Consider the following 21729-nt stretch of genomic DNA (forward strand, 5'->3'; position numbering starts at 1 on the left):
ATGAATGTGAGCCGATTATTTTTCTTCAACATGACCATGCGTGCCAAATTAATCGTCAGTTTCAGTGGGGTGCTCTTGATTTTTCTGGCTGTTGCTTATTTCAATCTTCATCAGGTTAGTCAAATCAAACAACATATGAACGATCAGAATGACAAGGTCGAACTCAAAGTAATGGCTTTGGAACTAAAGGAAATGGTCCAAGACATGAACATTATTGCGTCAGGATTGGAGATTTCGAAGAAACCCGAATACATATTTAAGTACAATGCCAAACGCCAGCCTTTCAATGATTATATTAAAAAAATAGGAGATACCGCCTCTACGCCTGATCAGCTGAAATGGCGCAGCCAATTAATCCAAGCCTCTGTTGACTACATTAATAACTTTGATTCTGCCGCCAAAATGATACAAGTTAATAATGGTACGAGCACTAAGGATTTAGAAATCAACCTGATGTATCTCTATAATGAGTCTCAGGATCTGAAAACTGTGATCTTTGATCTAGTCGATAAGTTCTATTTGACCTATGCGGAGTCGGCTGATCAAGCCATCGTGTCCTCCACCAAAGCTTTGGACAGCACGAGTCTGGTTATGATGTACGCATCTATCATTGTGCTTGTGATTACAGTTTTAATTGCTTTCTTCTTGATTCGTTCTTTCATCCGGCCGATTCAAAAACTGCAAAAAGCCGTTTCGCTTATCGCGGCAGGAGATTTAACACATACGATCAATGCCACATCCAAAGATGAGCTGGGTCAACTCAGCCAAAGCTTCGATCATATGATTCGCCAGGTGCGCCATATGCTTTATGCTACGAAGCAAATCGCCTCTTCTTTAAGCGATCACTCGCATGAATTTCATCGTTTCTCCCAGCTTACGGCGTCGGCAAACACGGACATCTTGAAAGCGATCAATGAAATTTCACACGGGGCCGATGAGCAGGCCATTCAAACCGAGTCCAGCTCCCTGATCATTACAGAGCTGGAAGCGGAGATTCGGGACATTACCGCCTATACATATGAATTGATAAAAGCAAGTGATGAGGCCGCAGCGGGTACACTGCAAGGCACAGGTTATGTTCGTGCGCTGAAGGCATCGTCCGAGCAGTCGCAAGAGGTGCTGCATAAAGTCGATGCAGCCATGCAGACCTTAGCCGCCAGCTCGAAGCAGATTGGCGCCATCACACGTTCGATTACGGAGATATCGACGCAAACGAACGTCCTGGCCCTGAACGCCGCGATTGAAGCGGCCAGGGCCGGCGTGCACGGCCGCGGCTTCTCCGTGATCGCGGATGAGGTTCGTCAGCTGTCGCAGCAGACGAACGATTCGTCCAAGACGATCAGCGGCATTACGCAGGCGCTGCAGAAACAAATCCAAGAGCTGCAAAGCTCGCTCTTGGAAGCAAAAGATTCTGCGGTTACCCAGAATCATCGTGTTGCGGACACGCTCAGCTCTTTCGAGAGCATCGAGCATTCCATGACCGGCATCAAGGAGCAGATTGAGCACATTCATTTGAAAATAGAGCAGGCGCGTTCCAAGAACGATCAGCTTGTTGGCTCCGTTCAGTTCGTGGCGGCGATTGCCCAAGAAACCGCGGCCGGTGTAGAGGAAGTCAACTCCACTTCCATCCAGCAGGATGCGTCCATCCGCCGCATTGCCGAAGAGTCCGATGACATTCTCGCGTTGGCTGACCGATTATTCGCAGAGATTAGCAAGTTCCAGATCATTGAAACCGATGAAGAAATGGCGAATGGTCAGGATAGCGCGGATAAGGGTCATACTCCTGGCGATGAAGATGCGGAAGGTCATAGTGATATTGACGGTGACGGACACAGCCCTGAGCATATTGAAGCAGACTTCACAGTGGCTAAAGAGGAAGTAACCACGATTTCGGACGATGCCGCTCATGCGAAGGAAGCGAAAGAAGTTAAGGAAGCTGAAGCCAATACAAAGACAGCGGAGGCAAATTCGAAGGATAAAAAAGAGCCCGTACTTATTGGATAACCTGCAAAGTTGAAAATAGAGGCTCTCCCTCAGTCACTCGATGACTTGTGGGAGAGCCTCTTTTAATGCACGAAACGCCCTTCTTTCGGCATTGCAACTTCGTTGAAATGGTCAGCCAAATTCGCCAATTGACTCGTCAGTTCCTCCCCGCGCATCGGTGTGCCATGTCCGGTCACTGCCAGGCTCGGGTGAAGTTCATTCAATTTCTTGACGGAGGCTGCCGCAGCTTCCCAATCAGTTGTAAAATACTTCGGCGGACCACTGATTTCCTGCGTTTGAAGAAGCACGCGGTAGAGCGACTCTTGTTTTACAGTGACAAAAGCATCACCAGCGATTAGTGAGCGGTCTTTTTCCCGGAAAAGCGAAATATGGCCTGGCGTATGGCCCGGTGTATGTATCCACTGCCAATCAGGCAGACCTGGAATGGAACCACCCTCCTGTAACGCCTTCACATGATCCCCGAGGTTGATGCCATGATTCGGAAACAACGGAGAAAGCTCACTCATGAGTCCCCCGTTCACCGTTGAATCCCCTTCCGGGTAATTCGCTTTTCCTGTTAAATACGGGATTTCCTGCTCATGCGCGTATACAGGCACATCCCAATGTTCAAGCAGTTCTGCAAGCGCACCCACATGATCAAAATGTCCATGGGTCAAAATAATGCCCTGCGGCTTCGTCATTGTCCCAAAACGCGCCTCCGCCAACTGAATGATGTTGTCCGCGGAATGTGGCATCCCAGCGTCGACCAGAAACCAAGTCTTCGATTTACTGGTTGGATTGCCGATCAAACATATATTAACGAACTGAATGCAGTAGCAGTACATATCGATGCTCACTTCGTGGCCTTCCCCGCTTGATACCGTCGTTAACGGGATATGTGTATGCTCGTAGGTTGACTCCATTCGTCTTGCCCCTTTTCAGATGGATTTCTATTATCATCTCCTTTACCGATTCGGATTATCTGAACAAACATAAGAAAGACCAACCTGCTTTAACTTTTAGCGCAGGTTGGTCTTTTGGCTTAAATTTGTTGCGGAAGTTTTCTAATAATTTCTATCTTCCGGATGCGGTTGGCATCCCTCTCCCGCACGATAAAGGTCAAATCCTCATAATCCCATGGCTCGCCTTTTTCCAGCTCAGGTTGCTTGCTATACAGCCACCCGCCAATCGAATCGACTTCCTCATGATCCAGTTTCGAGTCAAGATAATGATTCACTTCATTGACTAGCGCGGTTCCTTTGATTAAAAATCTGTTGTCATCCAGCGTTTCAATATCGCGCTTCTCGTCCTTATCAAATTCGTCCCGAATCTCACCGACGATCTCCTCAAGGATGTCCTCAATGGTGATTAATCCGGCAGTACCGCCGTACTCATCCAATAACAACGCGATATGCACCTGTTCTTGCTGCATTTTTTTCAATAGCTGTTTGATGGGCATGACATCAGGCACGGTCATGACAGGCTGCAGTAACTCGGTAAAATCACAATTAGGATTGTTATCATAACTCAAGAAAAACTGTTTGGTATTCACGATACCAATAATATCATCCTTACTCTCTTTGGCCACAGGAAAACGGGTATATTGTTCTCGTTTAATGATCTCCAAATTCTCTTTCAACGATTTGTTAGCGTATAAGCAGACCATGTCGGTCCGCGGAACCATGATTTCACGAGCCAACAACTCATCAAATGTAAAAATTCGATCTGTGTAGCCGTATTCTGTTTTATTAATTTTGCCGCTTTGGTAACTTTCCTGAAGAATTAGGCGAATCTCTTCCTCGGAGTGGGCTTCTTCATGTTCGCTGGCCGGCTTCATACCGAGCAATTTGATCATGCCATTCGCAGACCCATTAAGCAGCCAAATAAATGGGTACATGATTTTGTGGAAAATAACAATAATAGGTGCTGTTAGCACTGCGATTTGCTCAGCTTTTTGAATGGCAAGCGACTTTGGCGCAAGTTCACCCAGAACAACATGAAGATATGTCATCAAAACAAAAGCGATACCGAAAGATAAGATGTGTGACAAGCTGTCACTTATGGTTAATAGTTCGAATAAGGGGTGCAGCAATTTCTCTACGGTCGGCTCCCCTAACCAACCAAGACCGAGAGCTGTGATTGTAATCCCCAGTTGGCAGGCGGACAAGTAAGCATCTAGATTTGTTGTTACCTTCTGCACGGCAAGCGCGTTCTTGCTACCTTCAAGTACCATCTGTTCAACACGGCTGGGACGGAGCTTAATGATTGCAAATTCGGTAGCCACGAAAAAAGCGGTTAATAATATGAGCAAAGCAATTAAAAATAGATTCAACACCATGGCAACTCATCCTTTACGAAATGAATTATTCTTATAAACAGTTCTTATGAACTATTCTAATATAATATGATGAAACAAACAAAGTTCGTTTTAAGCCATAATCGATTATTTTTTACTTTATTGGGGGAAATCGTTGGCAGATGCCGGCCTTCTCATGAAATCTTTCCTTTTGACATGGCCTAAACCGTATTTTATTATAAGTTCATATGAACTGTTCAATCACAGACGAGGTGATGTCAATATGGAAACATTAACTTTTAGACGCAAAGATATGGCTGATTTAATGTTGTCTTTGAGTGGTCATCTAGAGAAATCACCTCTGGCTATCCTGCAAGACACATGGCGAATCCAGCATGAAAATGATTTGGAGCAGGGAAAATCCATGTCTGCCTTTCTTTCAACGACGCTTCCTCCATTAATTGAGAAAATGATCAAGTCGGCGATAAAGCCGGCTTTCTCCTTAAGCGACATCGTTGCACTTGGTACTCAAGTAGAGTTTACACAATTTAGTGTTACCTCTATTCAGAACTGGGTGAAACGTGATTTCAAAGAACTGATCGGACTTCCGGAGGATGGGAAGAAATATTCCCTTCAACAAGTCGCTTTGTTTTTTATCATCGAGGACCTGCGTTCTTCGTTGGACTATGACTCCATTCGCAAATTGTTCCATATATTATTTAGTTCCACATCCTACAGCTGCGCAGAACAAACCATTACTCCTCTTAAGTTTTATTCGATCTATTCGGAGCTGTACGAAGTATTGGATGCTCGTTACAGAAATTACGTGGGAAATAGCCAGGATTTCATCTCCAAGTGGGATCAAATGTTGGATGAGGCGGCACATGAGTACGCCGTTTCACATTGCCCGCATGCGAATGCCAAGGAGCAGGAGATGCTCAAAAATGCCATTCATGTCGCTATCATTTCCGTACATTCGTCTAGTTTTAACTCTTTGGCAAGACGATATGTGAACGGCATGGTATTTCTGCACAGTTTTAAATAATAATAGACAAAAAAGGCCAAGAACCATTCACCGGTTCTTGGCCTTTCTCTGTAAAACGTTATTTCGCAATCTCATCCGTTGCCTTAATGTTGCGCAGAATACTTACTTCAACCCTGCGATTCTGGGCGCGGCCTTCTGTTGTATCATTCGAGGCAATGGGGCGATACTCACCGTATCCGACTGAAGAGTACGAGGAAGGGTCGATTTTACCATTATTCAATAAGAGTTTCATAAAATTAACGGACCGTTTGGCACTCAGATCCCAGTTTGTTTCAAAATCCGCGCGGTGAATCGGGATATTATCCGTGTGCCCTCCCACCTCAACCTGATAGCCCGGGTAATTCGCCAGCATGCCTGCGATGGAAACAGCCAGCTTCTGAGAATCTTGCTTCATGGTCGCAGAGCCCGAGTCGAACAGTGCACGATCACTAATGGTAATCGTCAGTTTCTCGTTATCCAGCTTCGTCGTTAGCTGCTCGTTCAACTGATTTTCTTTGATGAAGGCATCCATGCTTTTCTTCAGTTCTTCCAGATCCTTTTCTTCCTTTTGCAACTTCGCGGCCAGTTGACTGTCCGTATGACTCGGCTCCTTCGGCGGCGGGTTCTGATTCTTGTTATTGTTCCGGGTAGAGCTCGCCGCGTCGTCAATCGGGATCAAATTAGATACCGCGAATGGCGCTTCTCCACCCGTAAACGCATTATTCAAGGACCTCATAATCGAGTTATACTTCTTCGAATCCAACTGGCTGGATGCAAATAGAATGATAAAAAGAGCTAGAAGCAAAGTAAGCAAATCCGCATAGGGAATAAGCCAGGATTCATCAACGTGTTCTTCATGGTCCTCATGCTTCTTCTTTTTACTCACTGAGCGGCTTCCCCTTTCGCCTCTTCGTCATACGATGCGCGGTCGCTGTTCGCTACGAAGATCATCATTTTTTGCTTCACAGAGTTGGCCGATACACCGGACTGAATGGATAGTAAACCTTCGACGATCATGAGTTTGATTTCAACTTCCTTCTTCGACTTCTGTTTCAGCTTGTTCGCGAAGGGGTGAAAAATAACATAACCAAGGAAAATACCAAACATCGTAGCAACGAACGCAGCGGAAATCAAATGCCCCAGCTTCTCTACTTCGCTTAAGTTCCCAAGGGCAGCAATCAAACCTACAACGGCGCCAAGAACGCCAAGTGTTGGTGCATATGTACCGGCTTGCGTAAAAATTCCCGCATATTTCTTATGTCTTGCTTCCATTTCGGCAATATCCTCAAGCAGAACATCGCGTACGAAATCAGGATCATTCCCATCAATAATGAGGCGCATCCCGCTTTTCATAAAAGGATCCGACAGCTCTTCCGCTTGCTTTTCCAGGGAAAGAAGGCCCTCACGGCGTGTGATGGATACCCATTCGATAAATGTATTGATCAGTTCTTTTTTAGGCATTAATTTTTGTTCGGTAAAAATAATTTTCAATAAGGTCGGAATCTTTTTTATTTCCTCTAAAGAAAACGCGATAAACAAGGCTGAAGCGGTTCCTCCGAAAATAATAAGCGCAGCCGCGGGGTTTAAAAGCGCCACCAAACTTGCCCCTTTTAACACCATGCCCACACCAATCGATATAAGCGCTAAAACAATTCCAATTAAAGATGATTTCTCCATATGCCGACACCCTCTTTTCTCTAGTCATAAAAGCCATGTAGCATGCATTCCATAATTCGACAAAAATACTGTCTTTGTACATAATGATAGGTTTATTTGCTATAAATTACAATCATTTTCGAGAGATAAATAGGACTATAGTCATGTATTTTTTGTGAAGTTCAAAGGGGAATGACGAAATCTGGCGTCTCTCTCTTACCTAATTTATACTTAAGGAGAGAATACTCCTGCTAAAATCGATATCAGCAAAATCTGAAGCAAGTTGGTATGATCTGGCAGCCTTTGTGGAAACGATAGAAAAGAAACAAGCAATCTTCATACATAAGGAGAGATGAACGTGGAGAAACGAATGTTCGGCCGGACAGGGCAGCAATTTCCACTGCTCAGCTTTGGCGCACAACGCATCGTAGACGAGCATAACTGTACGGAAGATGAGGCTATTGCGATCGTGAATCGCGCGATTGACGAAGGCATCACTTATTTCGATACGGCGCCGAGTTATTCGAAAGGCCAATCAGAAGAAAGACTCGGCAAAGCTTTAGCGCTCCATGGCCGCAGAAACGATGTCTGGATTGCGACCAAAACAAACGACCGCACGAGAGACGGTTCTTTGAAGCTGCTCGAAGAGAGCCTGAAAAGACTGCAAACCGACCATGTGGAAGAATGGCGCCTGCACAATATCATGACAATGGAAGAGCTGGACAAATGCTTTGCCAAAGGCGGTGCGTTGGAAGCGCTGATTGAAGCAAAAGACCAAGGCTTGATCAAGCATATCTCGATCAGCGGACACACGAATCCTCGTGTACAGCTCGAAGCCATCGACCGGTACCCGTTCGATAGCGCGCTTGTGGCTCTTTCCGCCGCCGACCACCTCGTATACAGCTTCGCGCATGAATTCCTGCCGAAAGCGAATGAGAAAGGCATTGCCGTGATCGGCATGAAAGTGATGGCGCTTGGCAAGCTTGCTCCGTGGTACGAGAAGGCCTTGCAATACACGTTCTCTCTACCGATTTCCACGTCAATCGTTGGCATGGAGTCGATGGAGCAGCTGGAGCAGAACCTGGCTATCGCCAAGAGCTTCAAACCTATGACGGACCTTGAGCAGTTGTCCTTCTTGAAAGAGATCATGCATCTGGCTAATCCGGATGTACTGCGTTGGAAATCAACCGACTGGGTGTCGGGGGAATGGTACGTTCGTTAGAAGGCGCACAAGGATAAATGCTTTCGTCATCCTTCTAGGGTAGATGCGAAGCAAAAGTAAAGGAGCTAAGCGGCTTGAATGCGCTTAGCTCCTTTGCTTTTTGCGTCAATCGTTATGAAAGTGAAAACCCCCGCTTCATGACTTACGCAGTGGAAACGGGAACTACAGGGCGTTATTTATGCCAAGTACGCTGATTTTTGAGTCGGGGAGGAGCTGTGGGGTCTTATTTGCGATTAAAAACCTATATGAACCCCAATTTTGAACAAATAGAGGCCCCTAGTTCCCTCTCGCTGGCAAAAGTGTCGATTTTCAGGGAATAGGGGCTCGTAGTTCCCATAAACAACTCCCCACCCGTACAATGTTCACTTGCCGGTATAGGTTCACGATACCTCATTCAATAATGAGTGCATAAACGATCCCGGGACCATGTACCCCAATGGTCAAATCGTTTTCGATATCGGCTGACCGGCTCGGGCCTGATATGAAATGAATGCCGGCCGGCCGCTCGCCTAAGGCAAGCTCGTCGAAAGGCCGCAGAACCTCGCCAAGCTTCGTCCGCAGACGCTCCACAGGGATGATCGCGATGAACGTCGTCGGGAGCAGACTAACGCTTCGGCCTCGCGTAGCGTCGGACGTGACGACTAGCGAGCCCGTGTAAGCGACCGCATGCTCGACAGCCACGATCCCAATATCTGCGCCGGCAGCCTTGGCGACCAGCTCATCTTTGGCCTCAGCAGTAGCGCCTTGCGCATTCCAAACGGTGATGTTCGTTTCCGTGCCGGCCGATAGGCTAGCGCGCAACGTTTCCAGCTCAGGCTGATCCTGCATGATTAGATTTTTGGCCTGCGTTTTAGCGATAAAATCCGTGATAAAAGCTTGCGCTTCTGCCATGCCCGACAACCGGAAGGTGTGTCCGCCTGCTTTTTGCCAGTTCGCCATGAAGAGCTGAATCCGCTCCTCCAGCGGGAGGTTTACCTCCTCCCAAAAAGCTGGAGCCCCCTTCATCGGATGTGCCGGAGCGCTCTGCAGCGGCTTGGCTCGGCCGAGGCGCGTCGAAATATTAGCGAAGAAGGATTCCTGCTTCTTGAGCGCTTCTTCGTGCAATTGCTGCAGAAATGCCGGATCTGATTTAGCCATGATGATGTCCTCCTTCGCCGTTTTTGCGATCAGCCACCAGTTTCTCCATACGTGCTTTCATGACGGCGTCAAGCTCAGGGAACGTGCCTTCCAACTCCTGCTCGATGTCCTTCCACGACTCGCGGAATGTCTTGCTCGCCATACTTGGCGCATACCGGTAGGAGTTCCAGCCTTTGAGCGGGCCAATCCGCGCTTTGATATGGCCATCCCGAACGAGCAGCTTTTGCCCGACGCGACCGAGCTTAATGAGCGCCTTTACCCTTTTGGCATCGGACATGAGGAAGTTAAAGCCTTTCATCCCCACTTTCTCCGCTAAATCCGTCGACCCCCGCTCTACTTTGCGTTGGCGGAGATAAACGAGCATATCGTGCAGCGGGATTTTGACCGGACAAGCCTCATAACACGCCCCGCAGAGGCTGGAGGCGTTTGCGATGTCGTCCCACTGGTCGACATTTTTGTTCAAAGCTGGCGTAAGCACAGCGCCGATCGGTCCGCTGTAGACGCCGCCGTAGGCATGACCGCCGATATGGCGGTACACCGGGCAGGCGTTCAAGCAAGCGCCGCAGCGAATGCAATTCAGCAACTCCTGGAATTGCGGATCTCCTAGCTGCAGAGATCGGCCATTATCGAGGATGATGATATGCATCTCCTCGGGGCCATCGCCGTCCTGCTTGCGCTGCGGACCGGAAATAACGGACATATACACTGTCAGTTTCTGTCCGGTTGCAGAGCGAGGCAGCAGCGTCGCCATGACCTCGAGATCATCCAGCGTAGGAATGATGCGTTCCATTCCCATGTAGGTGATCTGTGTCTTCGGAATCGTGCTAACCATCCGCGCATTGCCTTCATTTTCAAAGAGCACCATCGAACCTGTTTCGGCAATGGCAAAATTACAGCCCGTCATCCCGATGTCAGCTTCAAGGAATTTCTCCCTCAGTTTTCTGCGTACGTATCCGGCCAAAATCCCCGTATCGGGCTCAAGCTTCTCTCCTGCGTCTTCAGACAGCAGATCAGCGATCTGGTACCGGTTTTTGTGAATCGCCGGGATAATGATATGCGACGGTGTTTCGCCAGCCAGTTGAATGATATATTCACCAAGGTCCGTCTCAATCGCTTCTACGCCGATTTGCTCCAGCGCTCGGTTGATGTGCAGCTCCTCGGAAACCATCGACTTGGATTTCACGGCGCTTTTCGCCTTCTTGTGCTCGGCAATCTGCATCGTTATCTTAACCGCGTCCGCCGCATCAGCAGCGAAATGGACGTGCACCCCTTGTGCCCTTGCATTTTCAACAAATTTGCCAAGGTAGTAATCGAGATGCGCGATCGTATGCAGCCGAATTTCTCGTCCGCGTTCGCGCCACTCTTCCCAATTGCCATGCTCGGCGGCCGCAGCCAGCTTCCCGTTCTTCAATCGTTCCGTCGTAAATTTCACCGCATTGCGCAAAAAATCGTTGTTCAGCGCAATTTTGGATCTTTCCTTCACCGTCCCGCCAGGTTTATGCTCGCTCATGGGCAAGTTTCACTCCCTCAGCCAATAATTCCGCCAGATGCATCACCTTGACAGGTTTTCCTCGAAACGATAAATTACCGGCAATATTCATTAAACAGCCCATATCGAGCCCGACGAGCACTTCGGCTTCCGTCTCCAAGACGTGGTCGGATTTCTCGGACACCATTGCCCCGGATATATCGCACATTTTCACCGCAAAAGTACCGCCAAATCCGCAGCAATCCTCGGCATGAGGAAGCGGCAGCAGTTCCATGCCGCGAACATGCTGCATCAGCTGCATCGGTTCAGCCTTAACCCCCAACAGCCGGCTGCCATGGCAGGACGGATGGTAGGTCACTTTGTGCGGGAATACGGCTCCCACGTCCGTAACCCCTAACACTTGCACGAGGAACTGCGTGAACTCATAGGTTTTCTCAACGAGCCGATTCGCGCGTGCTAGATTAACAGGGTCATTTTCAAAAAGCTTCGGATAATAATGGTGAATCATGCTCGTGCAGGAACCCGAAGGCGATATGACAAAATCGCTGTCTTCAAAAGCCTCCAGCAGGGTCATGGCGGAGCCTCGCGCCTCATCCCAATAACCGCTGTTGAACGCGGGTTGGCCGCAGCAGGTTTGCTTCGCCGGGAAGTCTAGCTTGACTCCGTATTTTGCAAGTAAATGAACGATAGACTCGCCAACCTTGGGATAGACAAGATCGCTGAGGCACGTTATGAACATCGATACTTTCATGTTGCAGCTGACTCCCTTCCTGCATCGTTCCCCCCACAGAGGCAGGTGGTTATACAAAAAACCATCCTCAGTACGAAAGCGAACATACTGGAGATGGAAGGAACAATGTCTTCTACTCTTTATCTAATTGGATGACGTGAACCCCTTTCTCCCGAATACGGTCCACGTCCTCCTTATTGGTTTGTCCGTCTGTGATCACATGCTTGATTTCAGGCCACGCTGCGACTTGCGTCAAAGACTGCATCCCGAATTTACTGTGATCGGCTAGCAGGTATGTTTCATCCGCAATGGAGATCATTTTGCGCTTAATAAGCGCTTGTAGCTCATTCGATTCGCTGATGCCGCGTTGAATATGAACCCCTTTGCAAGAAAGGAATAGCTTATGAACGTGGTACATGTCCAATGATCTCTCTGCTAGTGGTCCTACATAGGACAACGATTTGGGCGAGAGAAGTCCTCCCGTAGAAATCACTTGGATCTTCTCCTTGCCGCTAACCTCGAGCGCGACTTTCATCGAATTCGTAAGGATGGTCAGCTGCATATCCGGAATCAATTTGGCCATATACCAAGCCGTTGTGCTCGCATCCAAAATAATGCGGTCACCTTCGCGAATATGCGATACCGCTTCCTTCGCGATAGCGTTCTTGAAATCGGCGTGCTCCGTTTCCCTTTCCAGGAAAGGCACTTCCGACTGCGCTTCTTTCACGCTTACGGCGCCGCCATGGCTGCGCATCAGCTTGCCTTCGCTTTCCAATCGATCCAAATCTCTTCGAATCGTCTCTTCCGTCACTTGACACAGCTCGCTGAGCTCCGTCACACGAATGCTTCCTCTTTCATTCACTAACTGAACGATTCTCTGCCATCTTTCCGCTACCAGCATCGTCTTCCCTCATTTCATCCTCGATCGGGACGCCACCTGACAAAATGTTGCATACGCCGCCTGCCAACCCGCAGCATCCTCGGGGATGTACGTTTTGACCGGAAACGAATTCCGAATCAGCTTCCTGGCTTCGCGCAAATTCGCGATATACCCTAATGCTATCCATTGTACTACAAGGTTTCCTAAGGCACTACCCTCGACAGGACCTGCCCAAACCTCGCGCCCTGTAGCGCTCGCAGTGAATTGGCAAAGCAGCTCATTCTGAATGCCGCCGCCAACAATGTGAAGTCCAGGGTACGTAACACCCGTAAGCTGCTCGGTCCATTCCAGAACAAACCGATATTTGAATGCCAGGCTTTCTAAAATGCAGCGCGCGATTTCGCCTTCGGATTGAGGTACAGCCTGCTGCGTATCCCGGCAATATTGCTGAATTTGCTTCGGCATATGCTGCGGATTAAGAAACATGTCGTCATCAGGATCGATGAAGGATTGGAAAGGTTTCGCTTGCTCAGCAAGCTTGACGAGATCGGCAAAGCTGAGGTTTTTGCCTTCTTTATCCCACGTCCGTTTACACTCTTGGATCAGCCACAAGCCCATAATGTTCTTCAGCAAACGGTTCGTGCCATACACGCCGCCTTCGTTCGTGAAGTTCCAAGCCAACGCCTGCTCCGTTAAGACAGGTTCCTTCGTTTCTGTCCCCAACAGAGACCAAGTGCCGCAGCTTAGGAAGGCAAAATGATCGTCCAGTGCAGGAACAGCGACAACGGCGGAAGCCGTGTCATGCTCGCCTACGGCAATGACAGGAATTGAAGCAACATCAAGATCCTCGCAGATATCTTCAGTTAAGGCACCTACCCGCGTACCCGAAGGTACTGGATTGAGCAATAAACCAGCCGGAAGATCAAGCTGCTCGAGAAGCTCCGCATCCCACGCCTTCGTTGTGGCATTCAAGAGCTGAGTCGTCGTAGCGTTCGTGAATTCACTATGCTTTTCCCCAGTTAAGAAATAACGGAGCAAATCTGGAATCATCAACAACGTTTCAGCGCGTTCCAATAGTTCCGCATTTCTTTCCTTGATTGCAGCAAGTTGAAAAATCGAATTGAATTGCAGAAATTGGAGCCCCGTTTTGGCATAAAGCTTTTCGCGTCCAACTTTTGCAAACACCTTTTCCATCGCATGGTCCGTCTGGTGGTCACGGTAATGATAAGGATTGCCCAGCAGCTCGCCGTTTTTGGAAAGCAGACCGAAATCTACCGCCCAAGAATCGATTGCCAAACTCTCGATATCCGTATAACCTAGCTGCTTCGTCTGTAAAATCCCTTGTTTCAACTCATGAAACAAGCGCAATATGTCCCAGTGAAGATGGTCGCCCACCTTCACTGGATCATTCGGAAAGCGGTGAATTTCCTCGATCGTCACTTGGCCCGCTTCAGAATCAAGGCGTCCGACGATCGCTCTGCCGCTGCTTGCTCCCAAATCAAAGGCCAGAACGCTTGAGGGTTTACTCACCAGCTCGCACCGCCTTTGCCGCGAACATTAATGCTTTCGTCGTAGCCGCTTTCCAGGTAAGCTTTCATCGGATCAACCGGAACGCCGATTTCTTCGCGAACGGCTTGCAGCAGCGGTGTCACGTCGAATTCGAACGCTTTACGAACCGCGTCTTCAGCACCAAGAACGTCTTGACGCTCTTGAGCGTCTTTCACTTCGTCCAGGTTGATGAGCAGCGCTTTTGCGTATTGTGTTTGAACGTTCAGCACAGAACGCAGCATCGCAGGGATTTTGCGCTCGATGTTATGGCTTTGATCGATCATATACGCAATGTTGTTTGCAGCTTGGCGGATTTGCGGGTTTTTATCGTTCGCCGCATCAATGATTTGGTAGAAAATCAGGAACAATTCGTATGGATTCACGGAGCCTACGATCAAATCGTCATCCCCATATTTGCGGGAGTTAAAGTGGAAGCCGCCGAGTTTATTTTCATCTAACAAATAAGTCACGATATGCTCAATGTTGGTGCCTTGCGGGTGATGGCCTGTGTCTACAAGCACTTCCGCTTGAGGACCCAACTTGTTCGCCATGTTGAACGCCATGCCCCAATCCGCCAAATCCGTGTGGTAGAAGGCAGGCTCATAGAATTTGTATTCAATCAACATGCGCATGTTTGGCGTCATTGCGTTGTACATCTCTTTGAGCGATTCATACATCCATGCTTTGCGAGCGCGAATGTCAACTTGGCCTGGGTAGTTGGAACCGTCTGCGAACCAGAGGCTCAGAACATCAGAGCCAACGGTTTTGGCGATGTCCACGCACTCCAGCAAGTGATCCGTCGCTTTGCGGCGAATTGCAGCGTTCGAATTCGTCACGCTCCCGAAGATATAATCATCTTCTTGGAATAGATTCGGGTTCACAGCGCCGATGGAAACGCCTAAATCTGCTGCATGCTGCTTCAATTTTGCGTAATCGTCCACTTTGTCCCAAGGAATGTGGATCGCCACCGACGGGCAAGCACCCGTCAGTTTATGAACCTGCGCAGCATCTTCGAATTTCTCAAAAGGATTACGCGGCACACCGTTTTGTTTGTACACTTTGAAGCGAGTTCCAGAATCCCCGTAGCCCCAGGATGGAGTTTCTACTTTGAGGGCCTTCAGCTTGGCTTTTACAGTAGCCAGATCAATACCTCTACTTGCTTGCTGCTCTTCAAACAGTGCATATGCTTTATCACTCATCGGATAATAGCCTCCTTTTGGGTATGAAACGGATTAGCGGGTGAAAGCAGCTGGAACGCCGCCGTCAACGGTTATCATGCAGCCTGTTGTTTTCTCAGCTTTGGAAGATGAGAAGTACACGATGGCTTCCGCAACGTCTTTCGGGAAAATGTTAACAAGCAAAGTCGTTCTTTTGCGGTAATGCTCTTCCAGTTGGTCCGGTTCGATGCCGTAAGCCGCAGCGCGCTCATTACGCCAGTTGGAATTCCAGATCGCGGAACCTTGCAGAATCGCATCCGGCAATACGGAGTTCACACGAATACCGTACTCGCCGCCTTCTGCTGCGATGCAACGCGCCAAGTGAATTTCAGCGGCTTTTGCTGTTGAATAAGCAGAAGCATTTTTACCTGCAAATACCGAGTTTTTGGAGCCGACGAATACCATGCTGCCGCCGACATTTTGTTTTTTCATAATTTTAAAAGCTTCTCTAGCGACCAGGAAATATCCTGTGCTGAGCACGTTCATGTTCAAGTTCCACTCTTTGAGGGATGTTTCATCAAAAGGACTCGATGTCGCAAGACCCGCGTTATTTACGATAACATCGATACCGCCGTAGCTAAGGATCGAATCGCGGTAAGCCGCTTCTACCTCTTCTTCTTTCGTTACATCCATTTTCACTGCAATGGCTCTGTTCTCGCCATATTGCTCGTTCAGCTCGGCCGCTAATTTTTGTGCGCCTTCCAAATTCAAGTCAGCCAACACAACGTGCGCACCTTCTTTGAGGAATTGACGAGCCGTTACGCTGCCGATTCCGCCTGCGCCGCCAGTGATGAAAGCAATTTTCCGGGAGAATTCCGCTTCTGCAGGGGCAAGTGTCAATTTGTATAACTCAAGCGGCCAGTATTCCACGTTGTAAGATTCATTTTCGCTCAAGGAAACGAAAGTTCCAAGTGCTGTTGCGCCTCTCATCACGGAGATGGCACGGTGGTAAAGCGCGCCGCTGACTTGCGCCATAGCCCAGCTTTTGCCTGTGTTAATCATCCCGATTCCTGGGATCAAAATAACGCGTGGAGCCGTTTCGAAAATAACGTCGCCTTCATTTTTGTTGCGTTCGAAGTACGCTTTGTACTCTTCTTTGTAAGCGGCAATGCCGGCCTGCAAAGCTTCCGTCAGGGAAACGGCATCACGGGAATTCGGATTCCAGTCGATGTACAGCGGCTTCATTTTTGTATGAACCAAGTGGTCCGGACAAGCTGCACCTACTTGAGACAAGACAGCTGCATCTTTGCTGTTAACGAATTTCAAGACATCGGCCGCGCTGTCAACTGTCAGGATCATTTTCTTCTCTTTGCTTACTGCACCGCGAACCGTTGGCAGCACTTGCGCCAAAATATCGTTGCGCTCGGAATCGGACAGAGACTCATATTTGGAGCCGCCGTACAGGTTGTCCTCCTGAACTCGCGCTTCGATAAAGCTTGCAGCTTCATTGATGATGGCAAGTGTTTTGAGGTAGCTCTCCTCGGACGTTTCGCCCCAAGTAACCAGACCGTGCTTCTCCATCAACACTAGCTCAGCTTTTGGATTGTTTCTTACGCCTTCTGCGATCATTTTGGACAATGTGAAGCCAGGACGGACATAAGGTACCCATACGAAGCGGTCACCGTAGATTTCTTTCGCCAGCTCACGGCCATTGTGTGCGCAGCATAGCGAGATAATCGCATCCGGATGCGTGTGATCCACATGTTTGAACGGTAAGAACGCATGCAAAAGCGTTTCAATGGAAGCACGCGGATGCTTGCTGTCGATCATGCAGTTCACCAAGTACGCAACCATTTCCTCGTCGGACATTTCGTCTCTTTCGTACAAAGGACGGATGTCTTCCATCCGAAGACCTGTGAAATTCTTTGCTTTCATCGTCGCAAGGTCGGAACCGCTTCCTTTGACCCACATGACTTCAACATCACGGCCACGGAAATCCTTCTCGATGGTTTTGTACGAAGTGTTGCCCCCGCCCCAGTTTGCAACAGCACGATCTGTTCCTAGTAAATTGGAGCGGTAAACCAATTCCTCCACGCCTTTTGAAACGTTGCTCGCCTTTTCTGCTTCCCACAAATTCGCAACCATAAGTACCCTCCTAAGTATAGGGATCTCTGAGCGCCGCCCAAAGTCTCTCCTCTTCACATCCCATGATGTGTTTTGTTTTTGATGGATTCATCGTATCACATCTTTGTTTATTTTTGAATCATTATTTTTATTTTTGTTTTTCTTTGCACCAGGTAGACTTGTGGCATGGCTGGCGCTTGCTCGGAAAACATCATAAAAAGCCTGGCGGCAATGCTCCTCTAGGCTTTCGTATTAGCTACTTTTCAATCCTGCCACCTCGTCTGCCGAAAACAAGTCAAAAAAAGCCTGGCGGTATGCTCCGCCAGACTTTCTATTAGCTACTTTTCTAACCTGCCACCATCGCATCACGATATCTCCACACAGCCACCTGCCACTTTATCTTAAGGGAACTCCAGTCCCTTATTTGGAGAAAAACACGCTTTTTCTCCCTGATCGGGAACTACAGGGTCTTATCTAGCTTCCATTTCACGAATCTCGGGTGATAACAACAAAATAATGGTCCGTAGTTCCCCTCGGAGGTGGAAAATGTACGGTTTCTGCTAAATAGAACCCTGTAGTTCCCCAAGTGCAGATCCACCTGAGTTTTCATTGGACGAATTCCAATGAACGTTCACTTTTTGCCGTAGAATCGGCAATCGCATTGGACAAAATCCAGTGAGTTCACCACTTCGCCGCTGTTTCCACCGCTGTTTCCACGGCTTCAAGAATGCTCTCGTTGGAATTCATCCAACAAGAACTCCATTTGGACCAACAAAAACGCCATTTCATTGGATTTCATCCAGTAGAATAGAAACTATTCTCCTGCATGCTCCGCACAGTCCCAATCACTGCACTCGCACCAATCGTCCTCCCGATCGGGCCTTCCCTTCCCAATTCACCAAAAAGATACCCACACAAATAAAAGCACCACCCAAACCGACATACCAAGCGACCTTCTCTCCAAGCAGCAGCCAGCTGGAGAGCAGCCCAAACACGGGCACCAGGAACAGAAACGCGCTTGTTTTGGCCGGATCTCCGCTGCGAAGCAAATAAAGCCATAGGCAAAATTGGACAATCGATCCCATGATGATAAGCCAGAGCAGCACGACTACGGACACAGTCGTAAAGGTGAAATGCGGATGTTCCGACAGCGCGCCGAGAAAAAGGAGCGCAATGCCTCCCGCAAGCATTTGATACGCGACCAGCACCATCATGTCGAACTCGGCTCCCCACTGTTTAATAAGCAGTGTAGATGCGGCAAAAAATATGGCGCCAAGGAAACCGATCAACATGCCTGCCTGAAAGTTCAGTTGTAATCCGAAGGTAACGACGACTCCGATAAAACCAAGGGCTACACCGAGCCATTGCCGCCCTCGATATTTGGCTCCTGTGAGGAAAGTGCCTAACACGATCACCAGCAGTGGGTTCGTACAAGTAATGATGGAAGACTCGCCTGAGCTAATCCAGTGCATGCTGTAGTAGGCGCAGCCCATCACACCTGCTGATTGCAATAAGCCGATCAAGCCCGCTTTTCCCCACATTTTCAATTTTGTAGGCTGTGGCTTCTTCCTTACAATGATCGCTAGGATACCTCCCGCCAGAACAAAGCGCAGACCCATCAAAAAGAACGGCGTCGAATATTCCAGCCCGACTTTGCCTACAGGAAATGCGACTCCCATAACAAAGGTCGTGACAATAATGAGTGTAATATATTTCATTTTGCTCATCATAAAAACCTCCATATCAATAAGATGATCTCATTGTATAGGAGGCTCGGAATTATGTATAATGATTACTATAGATACTTGAAATCATAAATAGTGATAGCAAAAACATTCAAAAACACGCACAGGAGGTTCACAACGATGGAAAGCTCAGATTTGCGAGTGTTCCAAATGGTGGCCCGAGAAGGCTCCGTTACCAAAGCAGCGGGACGTCTCGGTTATGTACAATCCAACATTACGGCCCGGATTCAACAATTGGAATCTGAGCTGCAAACGGTCCTCTTTGCCCGGCATAATCGAGGCATGTCCTTAACTTCTAGCGGCAAAACGTTGCTAACCTATGCGGATAAAATCGTCGGTCTACTGGATGAGGCGGTCGTGGCGTTATCTTCATCAGGCGAACCCAGCGGTCCACTATTGATTGGTTCCACACAGACTGCTGCAGCGGTCCGTCTTCCCAAACTTTTTGCCTCTTATTATGCGCAGCATTCGAATGTGCAGCTCTCGTTAACAACAGGACACACGCAATTTCTAATTGAAAAAGTTCTCCACTATGAGCTGGACGGCGCATTCATCGGTTGTTCCTGTACGCACCCTGATCTGCAGTCCATTCAGGCGTATGAAGAAGAATTGGTCGTCGCAGCGGGTCCTGGCGTTGCCAGCCTTCAGGAAGCCTTGACGAAGCCAGTTCTTGTTTTCACCACAGGCTGCTCCTATCGCGACGTTCTGGATCAGTGGCTGCAGTCCATTGGCATCACACAACCGATCATGATGGAATTTGGTATGCTGGAAGCCATTATTGGCGGTATTTCCGCAGGATTAGGCATCTCGCTTATGCCAAAGGCCGTCATACAGAAGCATGAAGAGGAAGGGTTAATCCGCACTTTTGCAATTCCTCAGCATTACCGTTTTATCAAAACGGAATTTATCATGCGCAAGGATGCTTTTATAAGCAGCTCATTAAGCGCTTTTGTCGGTATGCTGCCGGGAGCCGTGGAGGCGTAAGCAGCAAGCCCCTCAAATTTCTTCATAATCAGTAGGCTCATTTGGATGCAAGGTGTCCATATCTCCCCACGGATCGCCTTGCTCCATATCCTGTTCATCTTCGGCGACATTTTGGAGATCGCTGGCGTTAATTGTGATAATGGGATAATCGTGATGAGCCGCTACCTGAGCAGCTTGCTGTTTCATGAACTTCGGAGACCCTTCTGTATCCTCATCATAAACAAGAAGAATACCGTCCGAATTGCGCAGCAAGAACTTGTCCCGCTCCTTAAACTGCCAAGGGCCCTCATATTTCGTTTTTGTGATGCTATTGACGTAATTCGCCCGAGTTATAACGCTCGTATAGCTATTCTTTTTCTCGTCGCTCCACTTCTCTTCTTGCTCCAAAAAAGGCGTGATAATAGCCAATTTGAGCTCTGGATAGGTGCTTGCTCTAAGGTCAAGAACGGCCTCCGCTGCCCACAGCTCGACGCCCCACCCGCCGCTTACAACAACCCATTCAAGTCCCTCTTCAATCAGCGGAGTGAGCCTCTTTTGGATCGCTTTTTTAATAATCGAAATGCCTGGATGTTTTAATGAAAAAATGCCTAGCTCTGATGCTTTATATCCTGTCACTAATATTCTTTTCAAAAGAAGCACACCACCTTGATAACTCTTCCTACAGGGTAGCATAGAAAGATAACGATAGAAAGCAAAAAGAGCCGCCGGTTAACAACCGGACAGCTCTCTGCGCATAGCCTCAACAAGCCAAGGATAAGCCTGGCTCCCATTCACTTCATGCTTGCCTTCGTACAAATGGAATCCCAACCGCTCAGCCGCACCGGCTTTCGTGTACTCGGCCTTCAATTGCTCGATCGCCACTTCCGTCGTAGCTATCGGGAAAATCCGATCCTGCCGACCGGAAGCAATGAACAACGATCGTGGCGCAATCAGCCCCATCAAGTCAGGGAGCTCCGCATAAGCCAATACGCCTGGCAAGTAGTTGTCAATACAGTGCCGAAGATGCATAATACTACCCTTAAACGTATTCCCAAAAGCGCATAACACCGTAGCCTTGACGCGTTCATCCAGCGCAGCCAGGTAAGAAGCAACTAATGCGCCACCCGAGAAGCCAAAGCAGCCTACGCTGTCACCTTCAACATCTTCGCGTGTCAGCAGATAGTCAATGGCCCACTGCGCTTCATGCACACGCAGCCCCGCCAGCGATATGCCGTACAGCAGCAGATGAGAAGCGAGTGCCTGGCAAGAGGAGTTGCCGACTTTCCCGTCCTTCAGCTCCTCCGCCAATCGACGATCGCCGAAACCGATAATTTCCGGCACCATCACGATAAAGCCGCGTTTCACTAATTCAAGGGCATAATTGCCGTGAGAATCCGGTTCTCCGGTATTTTCGCTGCCATCCGCATGCATACCGGAAATCTGCCTGCTGCCGTAGCCATGCCCATGCAGGGCAAGGACGGCGGTTGAACGCTCCTTTTTACCCTTGGGAATTAGCACGTAAGCAGGGACACGGAATCCCGCCACCGTTCCAAATTCGATTCGTTCCTGAATATGATGATCCCGTTCGATACGCTCGAGAAGAACAGGGCGAAGCTCATCCTTCGTCATCAGCCCTATGTCCAAAGAACTGGCCAGCCCTTGCTTAAGCCTTTCCCGGGTCTGTTCAGCACTCTCTTCCCCCATCTGCGCCAGACGTTTCTGCTCGTAGGAGAGATAAAGATTCTCCATAATAGCATCTGGATTCCACATACAGT

18 protein-coding genes are annotated in these 21729 nt (G+C 48.6%); 4 read left to right on the forward strand and 14 right to left on the reverse strand.

Going from position 1 to position 21729, the window contains the following annotated elements:
• Positions 1–6: 6 nt before the first annotated feature.
• A complete protein-coding gene (locus GON05_RS24865; RefSeq protein WP_181646702.1) occupies positions 7–2004 on the forward strand; it encodes a methyl-accepting chemotaxis protein in 1998 nt (665 codons plus the stop codon).
• 62 nt (positions 2005–2066) lie between these two features.
• Here the strand turns inward: GON05_RS24865 and GON05_RS24870 are convergent, their stop codons facing one another.
• Both GON05_RS24870 and GON05_RS24875 read right to left on the reverse strand, forming a co-directional pair.
• Complete coding sequence (locus GON05_RS24870) at positions 2067–2906, reverse strand: MBL fold metallo-hydrolase (protein WP_157322836.1); 840 nt, start codon at positions 2904–2906, stop codon at positions 2067–2069.
• 119 nt (positions 2907–3025) lie between these two features.
• Positions 3026–4321: a hemolysin family protein gene (locus GON05_RS24875; RefSeq protein WP_157322843.1), complete on the reverse strand. Its 1296-nt coding sequence runs from the start codon at positions 4319–4321 to the stop codon at positions 3026–3028.
• A gap of 241 nt (positions 4322–4562) precedes the next feature.
• On the opposite strand from GON05_RS24875, the gene GON05_RS24880 reads away from it, so the two are divergent.
• The gene (locus tag GON05_RS24880; RefSeq protein WP_157322845.1) at positions 4563–5324 is read left to right on the forward strand and encodes a DUF1836 domain-containing protein; all 762 of its coding nucleotides are present in this window, start codon (positions 4563–4565) and stop codon (positions 5322–5324) included.
• Between the two features lie 58 nt (positions 5325–5382).
• Here GON05_RS24880 and motB read toward each other — a convergent pair whose 3' ends face one another.
• The gene (gene motB, locus GON05_RS24885; RefSeq protein WP_181646703.1) at positions 5383–6189 is read right to left on the reverse strand and encodes a flagellar motor protein MotB; all 807 of its coding nucleotides are present in this window, start codon (positions 6187–6189) and stop codon (positions 5383–5385) included.
• Complete coding sequence (gene motA, locus GON05_RS24890; protein WP_127457824.1) at positions 6186–6980, reverse strand: flagellar motor stator protein MotA; 795 nt, start codon at positions 6978–6980, stop codon at positions 6186–6188. Before motA ends, motB begins: the two co-directional genes overlap by 4 nt.
• 337 nt (positions 6981–7317) lie before the next feature.
• Here motA and GON05_RS24895 point away from each other — a divergent pair, with 337 nt between their 5' ends.
• On the forward strand, positions 7318–8181 hold the full coding sequence (locus GON05_RS24895; protein ID WP_181646704.1) for an aldo/keto reductase: 864 nt from the start codon (positions 7318–7320) through the stop codon (positions 8179–8181).
• A 390-nt stretch (positions 8182–8571) separates the two neighbouring features.
• Here GON05_RS24895 and GON05_RS24900 read toward each other — a convergent pair whose 3' ends face one another.
• The 8 genes from GON05_RS24900 to GON05_RS24935 form a co-directional block, all read right to left on the reverse strand.
• Entirely contained in the window at positions 8572–9318 is a 747-nt protein-coding gene (locus GON05_RS24900) for a LutC/YkgG family protein (RefSeq protein ID WP_157322849.1), read from the reverse strand.
• Entirely contained in the window at positions 9311–10828 is a 1518-nt protein-coding gene (locus GON05_RS24905) for a LutB/LldF family L-lactate oxidation iron-sulfur protein (RefSeq protein ID WP_157322851.1), read from the reverse strand. Before GON05_RS24905 ends, GON05_RS24900 begins: the two co-directional genes overlap by 8 nt.
• Positions 10815–11558 carry a (Fe-S)-binding protein gene (locus tag GON05_RS24910; RefSeq protein WP_157322853.1) on the reverse strand — a complete coding sequence of 248 codons (744 nt, stop codon included), beginning with the start codon at positions 11556–11558 and terminating at the stop codon, positions 10815–10817. Before GON05_RS24910 ends, GON05_RS24905 begins: the two co-directional genes overlap by 14 nt.
• Positions 11559–11670: 112 nt before the next feature.
• Positions 11671–12438, reverse strand: coding sequence for a DeoR/GlpR family DNA-binding transcription regulator (locus tag GON05_RS24915; RefSeq protein WP_127457829.1), 768 nt, complete (start codon positions 12436–12438; stop codon positions 11671–11673).
• A gap of 9 nt (positions 12439–12447) precedes the next feature.
• Positions 12448–13950, reverse strand: coding sequence for a rhamnulokinase (gene rhaB, locus GON05_RS24920; RefSeq protein WP_157323277.1), 1503 nt, complete (start codon positions 13948–13950; stop codon positions 12448–12450).
• A complete protein-coding gene (gene rhaI, locus GON05_RS24925; protein ID WP_157322855.1) occupies positions 13944–15164 on the reverse strand; it encodes an L-rhamnose isomerase in 1221 nt (406 codons plus the stop codon). Before rhaI ends, rhaB begins: the two co-directional genes overlap by 7 nt.
• A gap of 33 nt (positions 15165–15197) precedes the next feature.
• Positions 15198–17267: a bifunctional aldolase/short-chain dehydrogenase gene (locus tag GON05_RS24930; RefSeq protein ID WP_157322857.1), complete on the reverse strand. Its 2070-nt coding sequence runs from the start codon at positions 17265–17267 to the stop codon at positions 15198–15200.
• An 824-nt stretch (positions 17268–18091) separates the two neighbouring features.
• Positions 18092–18973 (reverse strand): DMT family transporter, encoded by an 882-nt coding sequence (locus GON05_RS24935; RefSeq protein ID WP_157322859.1) that lies wholly within the window; start codon positions 18971–18973, stop codon positions 18092–18094.
• A 138-nt stretch (positions 18974–19111) separates the two neighbouring features.
• Between GON05_RS24935 and GON05_RS24940 the strand changes: the two genes are divergently transcribed.
• Positions 19112–19975, forward strand: a complete 864-nt coding sequence (locus tag GON05_RS24940; protein WP_157322860.1) for a LysR family transcriptional regulator — start codon at positions 19112–19114, stop codon at positions 19973–19975.
• 12 nt (positions 19976–19987) lie between these two features.
• Here GON05_RS24940 and GON05_RS24945 read toward each other — a convergent pair whose 3' ends face one another.
• Both GON05_RS24945 and GON05_RS24950 read right to left on the reverse strand, forming a co-directional pair.
• Positions 19988–20647: an SLOG family protein gene (locus GON05_RS24945; protein ID WP_181646705.1), complete on the reverse strand. Its 660-nt coding sequence runs from the start codon at positions 20645–20647 to the stop codon at positions 19988–19990.
• A 36-nt stretch (positions 20648–20683) separates the two neighbouring features.
• The gene (locus tag GON05_RS24950) at positions 20684–21724 is read right to left on the reverse strand and encodes a dienelactone hydrolase family protein (protein ID WP_157322864.1); all 1041 of its coding nucleotides are present in this window, start codon (positions 21722–21724) and stop codon (positions 20684–20686) included.
• Positions 21725–21729 lie beyond the last annotated feature (5 nt).

Origin of the sequence: Paenibacillus anseongensis, assembly GCF_009757995.1 — a bacterium.
Taxonomy (GTDB): domain Bacteria; phylum Bacillota; class Bacilli; order Paenibacillales; family NBRC-103111; genus Paenibacillus_E; species Paenibacillus_E chondroitinus.